The 15,139-nt window shown below is 66.0% G+C and carries 12 protein-coding genes; 6 read left to right on the forward strand and 6 right to left on the reverse strand.

The genetic code is table 11. The features are described 5' to 3' along the window. Positions 1 to 53: 53 nt before the first annotated feature. Entirely contained in the window at positions 54 to 1,247 is a 1,194-nt protein-coding gene (locus tag DEQ92_RS00765) for an NAD(P)/FAD-dependent oxidoreductase (protein ID WP_004976845.1), read from the forward strand. 196 nt (positions 1,248 to 1,443) lie between these two features. Here DEQ92_RS00765 and DEQ92_RS00770 read toward each other — a convergent pair whose 3' ends face one another. Together DEQ92_RS00770 and DEQ92_RS00775 are read right to left on the reverse strand one after the other, a co-directional pair. Further along, a complete protein-coding gene (locus DEQ92_RS00770) occupies positions 1,444 to 1,689 on the reverse strand; it encodes a hypothetical protein (RefSeq protein ID WP_004976847.1) in 246 nt (81 codons plus the stop codon). Positions 1,690 to 1,858: 169 nt separating this feature from the next. Continuing rightward, positions 1,859 to 2,392: an Rrf2 family transcriptional regulator gene (locus DEQ92_RS00775; RefSeq protein WP_004976849.1), complete on the reverse strand. Its 534-nt coding sequence runs from the start codon at positions 2,390 to 2,392 to the stop codon at positions 1,859 to 1,861. A 165-nt stretch (positions 2,393 to 2,557) separates the two neighbouring features. Between DEQ92_RS00775 and DEQ92_RS00780 the strand changes: the two genes are divergently transcribed. Continuing rightward, positions 2,558 to 3,478: an NAD-dependent epimerase/dehydratase family protein gene (locus tag DEQ92_RS00780; RefSeq protein WP_115820309.1), complete on the forward strand. Its 921-nt coding sequence runs from the start codon at positions 2,558 to 2,560 to the stop codon at positions 3,476 to 3,478. Between the two features lie 38 nt (positions 3,479 to 3,516). Here the strand turns inward: DEQ92_RS00780 and DEQ92_RS00785 are convergent, their stop codons facing one another. Next, positions 3,517 to 4,827, reverse strand: coding sequence for a DUF389 domain-containing protein (locus DEQ92_RS00785; RefSeq protein WP_082220646.1), 1,311 nt, complete (start codon positions 4,825 to 4,827; stop codon positions 3,517 to 3,519). Positions 4,828 to 4,985: 158 nt separating this feature from the next. Here DEQ92_RS00785 and rocF point away from each other — a divergent pair, with 158 nt between their 5' ends. Together rocF and DEQ92_RS00795 are read left to right on the forward strand one after the other, a co-directional pair. Continuing rightward, a complete protein-coding gene (gene rocF / locus DEQ92_RS00790) occupies positions 4,986 to 5,885 on the forward strand; it encodes an arginase (protein WP_115820310.1) in 900 nt (299 codons plus the stop codon). Then, the gene (locus tag DEQ92_RS00795) at positions 5,885 to 6,355 is read left to right on the forward strand and encodes an NUDIX domain-containing protein (RefSeq protein ID WP_004976857.1); all 471 of its coding nucleotides are present in this window, start codon (positions 5,885 to 5,887) and stop codon (positions 6,353 to 6,355) included. Before rocF ends, DEQ92_RS00795 begins: the two co-directional genes overlap by 1 nt. Positions 6,356 to 6,358: 3 nt before the next feature. On the opposite strand, the gene DEQ92_RS00800 is transcribed toward DEQ92_RS00795, so the two are convergent. The 3 genes from DEQ92_RS00800 to gyrB form a co-directional block, all read right to left on the reverse strand. Then, positions 6,359 to 6,772 carry a hypothetical protein gene (locus tag DEQ92_RS00800; protein WP_050459096.1) on the reverse strand — a complete coding sequence of 138 codons (414 nt, stop codon included), beginning with the start codon at positions 6,770 to 6,772 and terminating at the stop codon, positions 6,359 to 6,361. 109 nt (positions 6,773 to 6,881) lie between these two features. Continuing rightward, the gene (gyrA, locus tag DEQ92_RS00805) at positions 6,882 to 9,446 is read right to left on the reverse strand and encodes a DNA gyrase subunit A (protein WP_115804863.1); all 2,565 of its coding nucleotides are present in this window, start codon (positions 9,444 to 9,446) and stop codon (positions 6,882 to 6,884) included. Position 9,447: 1 nt separating this feature from the next. After that, positions 9,448 to 11,367: a DNA topoisomerase (ATP-hydrolyzing) subunit B gene (gene gyrB / locus DEQ92_RS00810; RefSeq protein WP_004976862.1), complete on the reverse strand. Its 1,920-nt coding sequence runs from the start codon at positions 11,365 to 11,367 to the stop codon at positions 9,448 to 9,450. A gap of 253 nt (positions 11,368 to 11,620) precedes the next feature. Between gyrB and DEQ92_RS00815 the strand changes: the two genes are divergently transcribed. Both DEQ92_RS00815 and DEQ92_RS00820 read left to right on the forward strand, forming a co-directional pair. Continuing rightward, positions 11,621 to 14,017 carry a DNA topoisomerase VI subunit B gene (locus DEQ92_RS00815; protein WP_115804862.1) on the forward strand — a complete coding sequence of 799 codons (2,397 nt, stop codon included), beginning with the start codon at positions 11,621 to 11,623 and terminating at the stop codon, positions 14,015 to 14,017. Next, positions 14,017 to 15,117 (forward strand): DNA topoisomerase IV subunit A, encoded by a 1,101-nt coding sequence (locus tag DEQ92_RS00820; RefSeq protein WP_004976866.1) that lies wholly within the window; start codon positions 14,017 to 14,019, stop codon positions 15,115 to 15,117. Before DEQ92_RS00815 ends, DEQ92_RS00820 begins: the two co-directional genes overlap by 1 nt. Positions 15,118 to 15,139 lie beyond the last annotated feature (22 nt).

Raw genomic sequence — 15,139 nt, forward strand, 5'->3', positions numbered from 1 at the left:
GTCGTGGAGACGGTTTCAAAGCCCCTTTATCGGATGACTGCACAGACGACGACATGAGCACGCAGGTCGTCGTTCTCGGCTCGGGGTACGCCGGGGCCGGCGCGGTCAAAACCCTCGAAGAAGAGCTCGGTCACGACGCACAACTCACGTGGGTCGCCGAACACGACTACCACCTCGTCCTCCACGAGGTCCACCGCTGTATCCGCGACCCGAGCGTCGAGTCCAGCATCGCCATCCCCGTCGACGATGTCAAGGAGGACTCGACCGACTTCGTCAAGGGCCGCGCGACCGACGTGAACGTCGACGACCGGGTCGTCGAACTCGAAGGCGGCGACACCGTCGACTACGACTATCTGCTGGTCGCCATCGGCTCTTCGACCGCCTTCTTCGGCATCGAGGGCCTCGAGGAGTTCGCCCACCAGCTCAAGGGTCTCGACGACGCCCGCGAGATTCACCAGGACATCAAGGAGGCGGCCGCCGACGCCTCCCGCGACGACCCCGCGCAGGTCGTCATCGGCGGCGCGGGCCTCTCGGGCATCCAGACGGCCGCCGAGGTCGCCGAGTACCGCGACACGAACCGCGCGCCCATCGACATCAAACTGGTCGAGGGGATGGACGAAATCTTCCCCGGCAACGACCCCGAACTACAGGGCGCGCTCCGGCGTCGCGTCGAAGACCTCGACATCGACATCCTCACCGGCGACTTCATCTCGAAGGTCGACGAGGAGACCGTCTTCATCGGCGGCGGCGAGGACGAAGCGCCCGAGGAACTCGCCTACGACGTGCTCGTCTGGACCGGCGGCATCACCGGCCAGCCCGAGGCGTCCGACGTCGAACTCGAACAGGACGAGCGCTCCCACCGCTTCTTCGCCGAGGAGGACTTCCAGACCAGTAACGACCGCGTCTTCGCGGTCGGCGACTGCGCCCTCGTCGAGCAGGGCCCCGACAGCGTCGCGCCGCCGACGGCGCAGGCCGCCTGGGACGCCGCGGACGTGGCCGGCGAGAACATCGCCCGCGCCATCGCCGGCAAGCCGCTCAAGCGCTGGACGTTCACCGACAAGGGGACGGTCATCTCCATCGGTCACGACGCCGTCGCCCACGGCGTGAAGTTCCCCGTCTTCGGCGAGTTCCCCGTCAACGTCTTCGGCGGCCCGCTCGCGCGGACGCTGAAGAAGGGCATCGCCGCGAACTGGATTGCGGACGTGACGTCGCCGAAGCGCGCGCTCTCCGCCTGGAACGACCTGTAACTCGGTCGCCGCGCCCGGCCGCCGGGTGACGCGACGCCCGACGCTCGCCGACTCGGTTTCGATTTCTCCGACGCCGCAATCCCCGAGTGTCGATGGCGCTCACGGAGTAAGGAACTCAACAGTGACCCCTCGTTCTGATTCGTGTGAGAAAATACGTGCTGCCGCGCAGCGGTGGTCTCTCGATGCCTCGGTGTCCTCAGAAGGGGGACGACTCAGCGGTTCGGAGATTCTCGGAGAGCCGAACCAGGGCCGTTCCAAGGAGAACGACCGCGACTCCGGTCAGTGCGACCACTGCCATCGTTTCGGGGTCTCCACCGGCCATCAAAGCGAGCGACGCCGCCCCGATAAGCAGGGTTACGGTGAAGAGAAACGCTGTCACGTCGGCGTTCAGCTCCTCCCACGTTGATGGGATGCCGAACGCGCTCTGCTGATTGTACGCCATGGGGGGTACTGGTTCCTCGATTCAGATAAAACTGTTCTCAATTCTACATTAAAACTTGACATTATTGCGGTCCGAGCCCCACTGTTCGGGTTGGCCGGCGTCCGAACGCCGGACCCGTCGGTCGGAGCGCGCGGAGAGTGCCCGGAAAAAGACGAAGAGAGGAGCGTGGTTAGTGCTGGGGCTCGCCGACGGGTGCTTTCATGTCGTCGATGCGGAGGATGAGGATGTTGCTCGTGTCGTCCTTGCCGTCGAGCGTGCCGTCGATGACGAGCTTCGAGAGGGGCGTCGGACCGACGCGAATCTTGTCACCCTCGTGGAACTCGCGGACCGAGCCCTGAACGTGAATCTCGGCGCGGCACAGCTCGGGGTGGTGGACGCTGGAGAGGTCGATTTCGTCCACGTTGACGCCTTCGACTTCCTCGTCGTTGTGGAACAGGGGGACGAACGCGGGCTCGTCCATCTTGTCCACGTCGAGCGCCTCGTAGGCGTTCGCGGTCGGCTTGTAGCCGCCCTTCGGACCGGGTACGCCCTCGACCAACTGGAGCGCCTTCAGGCTCTGCATCTGGTTTCGGATGGTGCCGGGGTTTCGGTTGACTTCGGTCGCGATATCCTCACCCTTCACGGCGTCCTCGGAGTCCCGATAGAGGTTGATGAGGGCGGTCAAGATAGTTTTCTGACTCGAAGTGAGCTCGATTGATGACATGGAGAGTGGTTCGCTACATACGTCCTTAAATCCGATGGATGACGCCTCGAATCTGCCGTTCGTCTACTTTGTAACCGCGGGACACTCATGAATGTTCATTTTGAACCCTAATTCGGCCTCGATGCTGTCGATAGCACTATACGGCTCACGAGAGTTCGGTAGCACATGAATGGGAAACGAGTCCTCGTCACCGGCGGTGCCGGCTTCATCGGCTCGAACCTCGCGAACCATCTCGCGGCGGAAAACGAGGTCGTCGCGGTCGACGACCTCTACCTCGGAACGCCCGATAACCTCGACGACGCGGTCGAATTCCACGACGCGAGCGTCCTCGACGACGACCTCCCGACCGAGGGCGTCGACGTGGTGTTTCACCTGGCGGCGCTGTCGTCGTACAAGATGCACGAAGAGAACCCGACGAAAGGCGCGCGCGTCAACGTCGAAGGCTTCGTGAACACGGTCGAACAGGCCCGAAACGACGGCTGCGACACCGTCGTCTACGCCTCCACCTCCTCGATTTACGGCTCTCGGACGGAGCCCTCGCCGGAGGATATGCCGGTCGAAGCGCGCACGGGTTACGAGGCGTCGAAACTCGCCCGCGAGCGCTACGCGGAGTACTTCCACCACCACTACGACATGCGGACGGCCGGGCTCCGGTTCTTCTCGGTGTATCAGGGCTTCGGCGGCGCGGAAGCACACAAAGGCGAGTTCGCCAACACGGTCGCGCAGTTCGCCGACCAGATTGCCAACGGCGAGTCGCCGGAGCTGTTCGGCGACGGCACTCAGACGCGCGACTTCACGCACGTCGACGACATCGTCCGCGGCATCGAACTCGCCGCCGACCACCGACTTCAGGGTATCTACAACCTCGGGACGAGCGAGAGCTACTCGTTCAACGAGATGGTCGGGATGATAAACGAGACCCTCGGAACCGACGTCGACCCGGTTTACATCGAAAACCCCCTCGACGTGTACGTCCACGACACGATGGCCGACTGCACGAAGATACGCGAAGAGACCGGCTGGGAGCCCCAGATCTCCTTCGAGGAGGGCGTCCGACGCGTCTGCGAACCGTACCTCGACGAGTAGCGCCTCGTTCTCCGGACGCTCGTCTCCCTTTCAGTCGGTCACGACGGCCCCGACCGACTCCGCTGTTCGAAGTTCACAGTCACGACGACGTCCTCTCCAGTCGCCTCGCGTATTCGGTCTCCGATTCGCGACGACAACTCCGGGTACTGACGACCGACCGGGTGTTGGACCGCGACCGTCACCCGTCGCGGGCCGTCGTCGAGCCCGGCGGTTCCGAACTCGACGCCGACCGACAGCAGTTCGAGCGAGTCGTACTCCGAGTCGTCGAGGACGGTTTGGACGCCCCCGGTCGCACGGTTCTCGAACGCGATTTGCGAGGCGAGAAGCGACCCCGGGCCGAGCACGGTGAGCCCGAGGAGGACGAGCGCCACCCACGTCGCTCTGGTCCCGAAGAACGAGCGAAGCCGCCGTCTCGTCGACCCCGGCGAGTCCCAGTAACTCGGCCGGTATCCGAGGTACCAGAGCGCGAGCGTCCCCGCGAGGACGATGCTCGCCACGTTGACCGCGAGGAGCGTGAGCGCGCCGACGGCGACCGCCGGAATCGCCCAGGCGACGCCGATACCGACGGCCGCGGCCGCGGGGACGGTCGCGGCCGCGACCGCGACGCCGACGATCGAGACGGGGAGTTCAGTCGCCAAGCCGACGCCTCCGGCCGCGCCCGCACAGAGCGCGACGACGAGCGTCAACAGCCCCGGCGACGACCGACTGGCAATCTGCTGGACCGTGGTCACGTTCAGCGCCGACGGCACGAACTGCGCCGTCTTGAGTCCCCACCCCAGCGCCGCGGCGGCGACGATGGCCACGGCGAGGCCGACGACCGTCGAGCGAACCCCGCCCGTGAACATCGCGTCCTCGCCGAGCGCCGCGCCGACGCTGGCCATGAGCGCCGCGCCGATCTGCGGGGCGATGACCATCGACCCGACGACGAGCGCGGGCGAGTCGAGCAACAGCCCCGCCGTGGCGACGAGCGCGCTCAGCACCGTCATCCCGTAGTACGCCGTCGGCTGGGGGTTGAGGTCGTGCGCCTTCGTCAGAATCTCCTCGTTCGAGACGCGCTCTTCTTCCTCGTCGCCCTCGACGTACCGCTCGACGAGTCGGTCGTAGTGCGGCGTCGTCGCCGACTCGATGTTACCGATGACGAGGTAGCGTTCCTCGAACCCCGCCTCGGAGAGCGTCTCTCTGATTCTGTCGACCGCCTCCGTCGGCAGCGGGAACTCGATAAGGTACGAGCGAGCGTCGGCGTCGGACTCGCCGACCGGGAGGACGACCGGGTCGACGTCCTCGCCTCGGAGCGCATCGACGACCGCGTCGAGTTCCCCCGCCTCGACGCGAATCTGCAAGTGCCGCATGGCACTCGATACGACGCGGTCGCGGAAAAGCGAGACGGGCCTTGCGACCGGCCGGAGCCCATTTCGCCACGCGGCGACCTCCCAGAAGGCGACGGGCGGCATTATCGATAGGGGTGTTTTTCCGATGCCACTAAACGCCCCGAACGAGTGGGTGAACTATGGAACGGAACGTCAGGATTCTCGGTGCACCGACGGACTACGGTGCCAATCGACGCGGGGTGGACATGGGGCCCTCCGCGATTCGATACGCCGGACTCGCGGGGCAACTCGAGTCCGCCGGCGTCTCGCCGACGGACGCGGGCGACCTCGCGGTCCCGCACCACGCGACGCGGGACGCGGACGCCGGCGCGGCGAACGCCAAACACGTCCAGGAGGTCGAAGAGGTGACGGCGAGCCTCGCCGACGCCGTCTCGACCGCCCTCGCGGAGGGGACGACCCCGCTCGCACTCGGCGGCGACCACTCCATCGCCATCGGCTCGCTGGTCGGGAGCGGCCGCGACGCCGACATCGGCGTCATCTGGTTCGACGCCCACGGCGATTTCAACACGCCGAGCACCTCGCCGTCCGGAAACGTCCACGGCATGCCGCTGGCCGCCGCACTCGGCGTCGGCGACTTCGAGGGCGTCGAGTGGGCGAACGCCAACGGCCTGAAAGAAGAAAACGTCGCCATCGTCGGTCTGCGCTCCGTCGACGGTGCGGAGGCCGAGGCGATTCGCGACACCGACGTCACGGTCTACACGATGTCGGACATCGACGAGCGCGGCATCACCGACGTGACGAACGACGCCCTCGACGTGGCGACCGACGGCACCGACGGCGTCCACATCAGCCTCGACCTCGACTGGCTCGACCCCCGCGAGGCCCCCGGGGTCGGGACGCCCGTCCGCGGCGGCGTGACCTACCGCGAGGCCCACGCGGCGATGGAGCTCGTCGCCCGCTCGGAGGCCATGCGCTCGTTCGAACTCGTGGAGGTCAACCCCATCCTCGACGAGCACAACGAGACCGCGACGCTCGCGACCGAACTCGCCGCAAGCGCCTTCGGCAAGCGCATCCTCTGATGTCGACGCCGAGAGAAGCCCCCGCTCCGCACGACCTGGCCGCCGGCGTCGTCGTCCTACAGGAGAACTCGGTGCTCGCGGTCTACGAGAAGGATCGCTGGGGGCTGCCGAAAGGCGGCTCCGAACCCGGCGAGTTCTTCTTCGAGACCGCCGCCCGCGAGGCCGCAGAGGAGACCGGCGTCGAAGTCGAAATCCAGTCGCTGGCCTTCACGAGCGAGATTCGCGCGCCAGACCACCGCATCTATCTCCAGCGGTTCTATCACGCGACGCCCGTCGCCGACGACCCGACCCCGTCGCCGAGCGACCCCGACGACGAAATCGAGGCCGCGAAGTTCCTCCCGCTCACCGCGCTCGGGTCGACGCTCACCTACCGGCCGCGGGTCGAACCGCTCCGCGACTGGCTCCGGGACCGCAAGCCGCGACACTACACCTACGACCTGACGAGAGAGCCGTCGGACGTGGAGAAATAGGAGCTACGACGCGCTGTCGCTGGTTTTTCTCGCTCTCACGACTCGAACGACGTACCCGACACCCGCTCCGAGACCGCCGAGCGCGAGTGAAAGCACCGCGCCGGCGACGAGCGGATACCCGAGCCACAGCGGCGACTCCATCGTCGATACCGGGGCGAACAGGTTGACCGCGAACGCGAGACACGGACCGAAGGCGAGCACGATACCCTCGCCGGCCCGTTCACCGACGCGCTCGCCTCGGGCGACGTGAGACGCGACGCCGGCGACGACGAGCACCGCGCCCGCGTCGACGACGAGCGACTGCACGTGCGTCGGCGGTTCGAGGTTCCACGCCCGAAGCGCGGTCAGGCCGCCGAGAACGACGACGAATGCGAGCGCCGAGACGCCGACGATTCTCGACCGGGGTCGCACTCTCATACCGAGACGACCCGTCGGCCGGGGTAAATGCCTTCGGGGAGTGACGTTCAGCGCGGTCGCTCACCGGTGGGAATCCGTACAAAGAAATCCGCCGTCGCGAGGAGACGGCCTACTCGTCGTCCGCGTCGGCTTCCACGTCGTCCGAATCGGCTTCCACGTCGTCCAGTTCCTCGTCTTCGGTCGTCATCGCGGCCGGAATCACGTCGACGGAGGCCACGTCGTCGCCGTCGTCGAGGTCCATCACGATGACGCCCATCGTGTTGCGGCCGACCGTCGAGATGTCCTCGACGGGCGTCCGGAGAATCTGTCCCTCGTCGGACATGACGACGAGGTGGTCGCCCTCGCCGACGGTGTTGATGGCGCAGACCGGACCGTTCCGCTCGTTGGTCTTGATGTCGATGAGTCCCTTGCCGTTTCTGGACTGCTTGCGGTAGGCGTCGAGGTCCGTGCGCTTCCCGTAGCCGTTCTCGGTGACGGTGAGAATCCAGCTGTGGTGGTCCTCGTCGATGGCGGCCACGCCGGCGACCACGTCGTCGCCGGTCAGTTTGACGCCGCGGACGCCGCGGGCCGAGCGGCCCATCGCGCGCACCTCGTCCTCGTCGAAGCGGATGGACATGCCCTGTTCGGTGCCGATGACGAGGTCGCTTTCGCCGTCTGTGACCTCCACGTCGACGAGTTCGTCGCCCTCGTCGAGTTTGGTGGCGATGATGCCCGTCGAGAGGATGTTCTGGAACCGGTCGGTGCCGGTCCGCTTGATGTAGCCGTTCTGGGTCACCATCGTCAGGTAGCCCTCGATATCTTCGAGGTCGTCGCAGTTGACGACGGCCGTAATCTCCTCGCCGTCGTCGAAGTCGAGCAGATTGACCGCCGACTTCCCGCGGGCGGTCCGCGACATCTCGGGCACCTGGTAGGCCTTCAGTTGGTAGACCTGTCCGTGGTTAGTGAAACAGAGCAGGTCGTCGTGGGTGTTCGTGACGAACACCGACGAGACGTTGTCGCCCTCCTTGAGGTCCGTGCCGATGATGCCCTTGCCGCCGCGGTGCTGGGCGCGGAACCGGGAGACCGGCATCCGCTTGATGTAGTCGTCCTCGCTGACGACGACGACCACGTCCTCCTCGGGGATGAGGTCGGCGCGGGTGACCTCGCCGGTGTTGGCGACGAACGAGGTCCGCCGGTCGTCGGCGTACTCGTCTTTGATGTCGAGCAGTTCGGACTCGATGACCGCGTCGAGTTCCGAGCGGTCCCCGAGGATGGTTTCGAGGCGCTCGATGGTCGCCTGCACGTCCTCGTACTCGTCTTCGATTTCGGCCGCCTCCATCGAGGTGAGCGAGCCGAGCTGCATCGAGACGATGTGGTTGGCCTGCTCTTCGGAGAAGTCGAACGTCGGCAGCGGTTCGCCGTCGACCTCGACTTCGACCTCGCCGCGGAGCGCGGCCTTCGCGTCGTCGCGGCTCTCGGAGTTCCGGATGGTCTCGACCACGTCGTCGATGTTGTCGAGGGCCTTCAGGCGGCCTTCGAGGATGTGCGCGCGGTCTTCGGCCTCGGCGAGTTCGTACTCGGAGCGCCGGCGGACCACGTCGCGGCGGTGGTCGAGGTAGTGTTCGAGCGTCTCCTTGAGCGTCAGCACCTGCGGCTGACCGTCGACGAGCGCGAGGTTGATGACGCCGAACGTGGATTCGAGGTGGTTGTCGAGCAGTTGGTTCTTGACGACCTCGGCCATCGCGCCGCGCTTGAGTTCGATGACGACGCGGATGCCGTCGCGGTCGGACTCGTCGCGGATGTCGCGGATGCCCTCGATTTTCCCCTCGTTCACGTCGTCGGCGATGCGCTCGATGAGGCGGGCCTTGTTCTCCTGATACGGGAGTTCGTTGATGACGATGCGGCCTTCCTCTTCGAACACGTCGTAGTCGGCGCGGACGCGGACGCGGCCGCGCCCCGTCTTGTACGCCTTGTGGACCGCGTTGCGGCCGACGATGTTCGCGCCGGTCGGGAAGTCCGGGCCCTTGATGTGTTCCATCAGGTCCGGAATGGTCGCCTCGGGGTTCTCGATGAGTTCGACCGTGGCGTCGATGACCTCGCCGAGGTTGTGCGGCGGGATGTTCGTGGACATCCCGACCGCGATGCCGGACGAGCCGTTGACGAGCAGGTTCGGGAACGACGACGGGAGGACCGTCGGCTCCTGCTTGCGGTCGTCGTAGTTCGACTGGAAGTCGACGGTGTCCTTGTCGATGTCGTCGAGGAGTTCCTCGGCGATGGGAGACATCCGGGCCTCCGTGTACCGCATCGCGGCCGGCGGGTCGCCGTCGACGGAGCCGAAGTTCCCCTGGCCGTCGACGAGCGGGTAGCGCATGGAGAAGTCCTGCGCCATGCGCGCGAGGGTGTCGTAGATGGCGGAGTCGCCGTGGGGGTGGTAGTCACCCATCGTCTCGCCCACGATGGACGAGGACTTGCGGTGCGACGAGTTGGAGGTCACGCCGGCCTGATGCATCGCGTAGAGGATGCGCCGGTGGACCGGCTTGAGGCCGTCGCGCACGTCGGGCAGCGCCCGCCCCGCGATGACCGACATCGCGTAGTCGATGTACGACTGCTCCATCTCGTCTTCGATGCGCGCGTTCTTGACTTCGGCCGCGATACCCGCGCCCGGTTCGAAGGAATCTGGTGCGTCAGAACTCATGTTAGATGTCCACCCACTCGGCGTCGTTCGCGTGGTCCTTGATGAACTGCTTTCGCGGCCCGACGGCGTCGCCCATCAGGATGTTGAACATCCGGTCGGCGGCGGCGGCGTCCTCGACGGTGATGCGCTTGAGGACGCGGTTCTCGGGGTTCATCGTCGTGTCCCACAGCTGGTCGGGGTTCATCTCGCCGAGTCCCTTGAACCGCTGGACCTGCGTGGGGTTGCCGTTGCACTCTTCTTCGATGATGCGGTCCCGCTCGGCCTCGTCCATCGCGTCGTAGGTGTTGCCGCGGTAGCGAACGCGGTACAGCGGCGGTTGGGCCGCATAGACGTAGCCGGCCTCGATGAGCGGGCGCATGTGGCGGTACAGGAGCGTGAGAAGCAGCGTCCGGATGTGCGCGCCGTCGACGTCGGCGTCGGTCATCAGGATGAGCCGCTGGTAGCGCGCCTTCTCGATGTCGAACTCGTCGCCGACGCCGCCGCCGATGGCGGTGATGAGCGCCCGTATCTCGTCGTTTTCGAGGATGCGGTCGAGACGGTGTTTCTCGACGTTCAGAATCTTCCCCTTGAGGGGTAAAATCGCCTGGAACTTGCGGTCGCGGCCCTGCTTGGCCGAGCCGCCCGCGGAGTCGCCCTCCACGACGAACAGTTCGGACTTCGAGGGGTCGCGGCTCTGACAGTCCGCGAGCTTCCCCGGTAGCGAGGTGGATTCGAGCGCGGACTTGCGGCGGGTGAGCTCCTCGGCCTGCTTCGCGGCCTTGCGGGCGCGGGCGGCCTCGACGGCCTTCGAGATGATGGCCGTCGCCGTGTCCGGGTTCTCCTCGAAGAACGTCCCGAGTTGCTGGTGGGTGACGCTCTCGACGATACCGCGCACCTCGGAGTTACCGAGCTTCGTCTTCGTCTGGCCCTCGAACTGCGGGTCGGGGTGCTTGACGGAGATGACGGCGGTGAGTCCCTCCCGGACGTCCTCGCCGCGGAGGTTGTCTCCGTCGAGGTCGTCCAGCATGTCGTGGGTGTTCGCGTAGTCGTTGACGACGCGGGTGAGCGCCGTCTTGAATCCGGTCAGGTGCGTGCCGCCCTCGCGGGTGTTGATGTTGTTGGCGAAGGCGTGAATCGACCCCTGCAGTTCGTCGGTCGCCTGCATGGCGATTTCGACCTCGATTCCCTCCGACTCGTCGTCGTAGTAGATGATGTCGTCGTGGAGGGCCGTCTTGGTCTCGTTGAGGTACTCGACGAACTCGCGGATGCCGCCCTCGAAGAGGAACGTGCTCGACTCGCCGGTCCGCTCGTCGCCGAGCGAAATCTCGACGCCGGAGTTGAGGAACGCGAGTTCGCGCAGGCGGTTTTCGAGCGTCTTGAAGTCGAACTCGGTCGTCTCGAAGATACCGTCGTCCGGCCAAAACCGGATGGTCGTCCCGGTGTCCTCGTCGGGTTCGAGGTCGCGCACGCGCTCGAACTGGTCGACCTGCGGCTCGCCGAACTCGAAGCGGTGTGTCCACACCGCGCCGTCGCGTTTGACCTCGACTTCGAGTTCGCTCGACAGCGCGTTGACCACGGAGACGCCGACGCCGTGGAGGCCGCCGGAGACCTGGTAGGACTTGTTGTCGAACTTCCCGCCGGCGTGGAGGACGGTCATGATGACCTCCAGCGCGGGTCGGTCGTACTGTTCGTGCGTATCTACCGGAATCCCGCGGCCGTTGTCGGTGACGCTGACAGAGCCGTCCTCGTGGAGGGCGACCTCGATGGCGTCGCAGTGGCCCGCGAGCGCCTCGTCGATGGAGTTGTCGACGACTTCGTAGACGAGGTGGTGGAGTCCGCGAGAATCGGTGGACCCGATGTACATCGCCGGACGCTTTCGAACGGCTTCGAGCCCTTCGAGGACCTGAATCTGTCCGGCCCCGTACTCGTTATCCTGTGACATCTGAACTGGCCTAGGATAGCCCGTCCCTTAAAGGCTCGCACGCGCGGGCGCGTACTACTTACTGGAGTCCCGCGTAGCGGTTTCCGCGCTCGCCGAGTTCGACTGGCCGGCGCGAACGTCGTGGGTGACTCTGTATAACACGATTCGGGTCTTCGTCGCGAGCGGGCCTCGAAGCGCGTCAACGTCGGAATTTCACTTTCACTCCGTTGCCGGTGAGTACTTAACGCGGGACTGGGTAGATGCGCATCAGGAAATGACCTCGTTCCAGTCGACACTCGGTGACGAGCCGGGGATCGCAGAGGAGCTGGCGAAGGGCCAGCGGGAGATCTCCATCGCCGAGTTCTTCGAGAAGAACAAGCACATGTTGGGCTTCGACAGCGGAGCCCGCGGGTTGGTCACCGCCGTCAAGGAGGCGGTGGACAACGCGCTCGACGCCACGGAGGAGGCGGGCATCCAGCCCGACATCTACGTGGAAATCGCCGAGGCGGGCGACTACTACCGCCTCGTCATCGAGGACAACGGGCCGGGCATCACGAAAGAGCAGGTGCCCAAAGTGTTCGGGAAGCTCCTCTACGGCTCTCGCTTCCACGCGCGCGAACAGTCCCGCGGCCAGCAGGGTATCGGTATCTCCGCGGCGGTCCTCTACTCGCAGCTGACGAGCGGGAAGCCCGCCAAGGTGACGAGTCGGACGCAGGGCTCGGAGGACGCCGAGTACTTCGAACTCGTCATCAACACGGACCAGAACGAACCCGAGATTCGCACCGAGAAGACGACCTCGTGGGACCGCCCCCACGGCACGCGCATCGAGTTGGAGATGGAAGCCAACATGCGCGCCCGCCAGCAGCTCCACGACTACATCCTCCACACGGCGGTCGTCAACCCCCACGCCCGCATCGAACTCCGGGAACCCGGCCTCGACGAGCCGATGAAGTTCGAGCGGGCGACCGACCAGCTTCCGAAACAGACGAAGGAGATTCGTCCCCATCCCCACGGCGTCGAACTCGGGACGCTCCTGAAGATGCTCGCGGCGACCGAGTCGTACTCCGTCTCCGGCTTCCTCCAAGAGGAGTTCACCCGCGTGGGCGCGAAGACATCCGACAAGATTCACGACGCCTTCCGCGACCGGCACTTCGGCCGCGAGATGACGTGGCGGACGCCCGACGCGACCGAGGCGGACGAACTCGTCGCCGTCGTCGAGGACGCCGTCGCCAACAAGGGCAAGGAGGCGACCGCGGCGTTCGCGGACGAACTGGTCGATGTCGTCGTCGGTAAGGACCGCATCGCCCACGGCGAACTCGTCACCATCGTCGAAAACGTCGCCGAGACGGTCGGCGAGGAGACCGACACCTCGTTCGGCGAGACGGTTCGGGAGAACGTCGTCGAGGCGCTGTGGCCCGTCCTCACCGACGACCGCGAGGGCGACGTGTACGCCATCGTCGACGACGTGACGACCACGCAGAAAGACGACGCCGGCAAGGTGTCGATGGCGCGCTCCATCGCCACGCAGTTCGCCGAGACGACCGGCCCGGCCGACCGCGCCACCCGCGACGACGTGGCCGAGTTCGTCGCGTGGGCCGCCGAGCGAACCAAAGAACGCGAGGACGAGACCTACGGCGAGACGGCACAGGAGAACGTCGCCGACGCCATCTGGTCGCGGATGCGCACCGTTTCCGACGAGGTGCCGAAGGTCCGCGAGATCGCCGACGACCGCGACGTGGCCCGCGACCTGCTCGACGCGATGCGCCAGACGGACATCCTCGCGCCGCCGACCGACTGTCTCTCTCCCATCTCCGCGGACCTCGTGGAAGCCGGCCTGAAAAAGGAGTTCGACGCCGACTTCTACGCCGCGGCGACCCGCGACGCCGAGGTCCACGGCGGCGACCCGTTCATCGTCGAGGCCGGCATCGCCTACGGCGGCGAACTGCGGTCCGAGGGGAAAATCGACCTGCTCCGCTTCGCCAACCGCGTCCCGCTCGTCTACCAGCAGGGCGCGTGTACCATCACCCACGTCGTCAAGGACATCGGCTGGCGGAACTACGGCCTCGACCAACCGGGCGGCAGCGGCATGCCGAACGGTCCCGCCGTCCTCATGGTCCACGTCGCCTCCACGAACGTCCCCTTTACGAGCGAGTCGAAGGACGCGCTCGCGGACGTGCCGGCGATTCAAGACGAGGTCGAACTCGCCATCCGCGAGGCGGCCCGCGAACTCAAGTCCTACCTCTCGAAGCGGCGGTCGCTCCAGAAGCGCCGCAAGAAACAGGACGTGCTCGGCCGCATCCTCCCGCAGATGGCGACGAAGCTCTCGGAGGTCACCGGGCGACCCGAGCCCAACATCGACGGCGCGCTCGGCCGCATCATGAACAACCTGACCGTCGAGCGGGCCGTCGAAGACGGCGAGGTGACGCTCACGGTGAAGAACTACTCCAACACGAACGAGTCGCCGGACATCACGGACATCGTCTCGGCGGAGCCGGCCGGCCTCGACGGCGAGGCGACGGTCGTCGACCTCGACGGGGAGTGGTTCGTCAAGTGGAACCCCGAGGTGTCGTCCGGTGAGACGGCGACGCTCACGTACTCGGTCGCACAGGACGCGTCGTTCGACATCAACGTCGACGGCGTCGAGACGGAGAAACTCACGGTGAACGTATAATGGCTCCAGAACCGAACACATCCGAGGAACGCGCCCGCGAGCGTCTCATCGACCTCGCGGCGGAGTTCTACGACCAGTTCGACGCGGGGGAGATTCCGCACATGACGCTCCCGACGCGGACGAAAAGCAACATCGAGTACGACGAGAACTCGAACGTCTGGGTGTACGGCGACCGGACCTCGACGCGCTCTGCGAACAGCGTCCGGGGGGCGCGAAAGCTCCTGAAGGCCGCCTACACCATCGAGTTCCTCGCGCGGCAGTTAGAGGAGGACCGCTCGTCCACCCTGCGTGAGCTGTACTACATCTCCGAGTCGTGGGACGCCGAAGAGGCGCACTTCTCCGACCAGGACGAGTCGAACCAGCTCATCGAGGACCTCGAAATCGTCTCCGAGGTCACCCGCGAGGACTTCCACATGCGGCCCGAGGAGTCGGGGGCGACCCTCATGGGCCCGCTCGAACTCCGCGAGCAGACCCGCCGCGGCGAGCGCGACATCCACTGCCAACTCGACGTGGGCGAGGGCGGCTACCAGATTCCGAACAACCCCGACACCATCGAGTTCCTCGACCACGACATCGACTTCGTCCTCTGCGTGGAGACCGGTGGGATGCGCGACCGCCTCGTCGAAAACGGCTTCGACGACGAGTACAACGTGCTCATCGTCCACCTGAAGGGCCAGCCCGCGCGGGCGACCCGGCGCATCACGAAGCGCCTGCACAACGAACTCGACCTGCCGGTCGTGGTCTTCACCGACGGCGACCCGTGGTCCTACCGCATCTTCGGCTCCGTCGCTTACGGCTCCATCAAGTCCGCGCACCTCTCGGAACACCTCGCGACGCCGGAAGCCAGGTTCGTCGGCATCCAGCCGCAGGACATCGTGGACTACGACCTCCCGACCGACCCGCTCGCGGACTCCGACATCAACGCGCTCCAGTCCGAACTGGAGGACCCGCGGTTCATGAGCGACTACTGGACCGAACAGATAGAACTGCAGCTCGACATCGGCAAGAAGGCCGAACAGCAGGCGCTCGCCTCCCGCGGTCTCGACTTCGTGACCGACGAGTACCTGCCGACGCGGCTCGACGAGATGGGCGTCATCTAACTCGGGCACCCCGGTCGCCGCT

The organism is Haloferax sp. Atlit-6N, from assembly GCF_003383195.1.
GTDB lineage: Archaea > Halobacteriota > Halobacteria > Halobacteriales > Haloferacaceae > Haloferax > Haloferax gibbonsii.

Bases quoted from the DNA above. Each gene is read 5' to 3' on its own strand.
- DEQ92_RS00765 (WP_004976845.1), top strand. From the start codon at position 54: ATGAGCACGCAGGTCGTCGTTCTCGGCTCGGGGTACGCCGGGGCCGGC.
- DEQ92_RS00770 (WP_004976847.1), bottom strand. From the start codon at position 1,689: ATGGCGTACAATCAGCAGAGCGCGTTCGGCATCCCATCAACGTGGGAG.
- DEQ92_RS00775 (WP_004976849.1), bottom strand. From the start codon at position 2,392: ATGTCATCAATCGAGCTCACTTCGAGTCAGAAAACTATCTTGACCGCC.
- DEQ92_RS00780 (WP_115820309.1), top strand. From the start codon at position 2,558: ATGAATGGGAAACGAGTCCTCGTCACCGGCGGTGCCGGCTTCATCGGC.
- DEQ92_RS00785 (WP_082220646.1), bottom strand. From the start codon at position 4,827: ATGCGGCACTTGCAGATTCGCGTCGAGGCGGGGGAACTCGACGCGGTC.
- rocF (WP_115820310.1), top strand. From the start codon at position 4,986: ATGGAACGGAACGTCAGGATTCTCGGTGCACCGACGGACTACGGTGCC.
- DEQ92_RS00795 (WP_004976857.1), top strand. From the start codon at position 5,885: ATGTCGACGCCGAGAGAAGCCCCCGCTCCGCACGACCTGGCCGCCGGC.
- DEQ92_RS00800 (WP_050459096.1), bottom strand. From the start codon at position 6,772: ATGAGAGTGCGACCCCGGTCGAGAATCGTCGGCGTCTCGGCGCTCGCA.
- gyrA (WP_115804863.1), bottom strand. From the start codon at position 9,446: ATGAGTTCTGACGCACCAGATTCCTTCGAACCGGGCGCGGGTATCGCG.
- gyrB (WP_004976862.1), bottom strand. From the start codon at position 11,367: ATGTCACAGGATAACGAGTACGGGGCCGGACAGATTCAGGTCCTCGAA.
- DEQ92_RS00815 (WP_115804862.1), top strand. From the start codon at position 11,621: ATGACCTCGTTCCAGTCGACACTCGGTGACGAGCCGGGGATCGCAGAG.
- DEQ92_RS00820 (WP_004976866.1), top strand. From the start codon at position 14,017: ATGGCTCCAGAACCGAACACATCCGAGGAACGCGCCCGCGAGCGTCTC.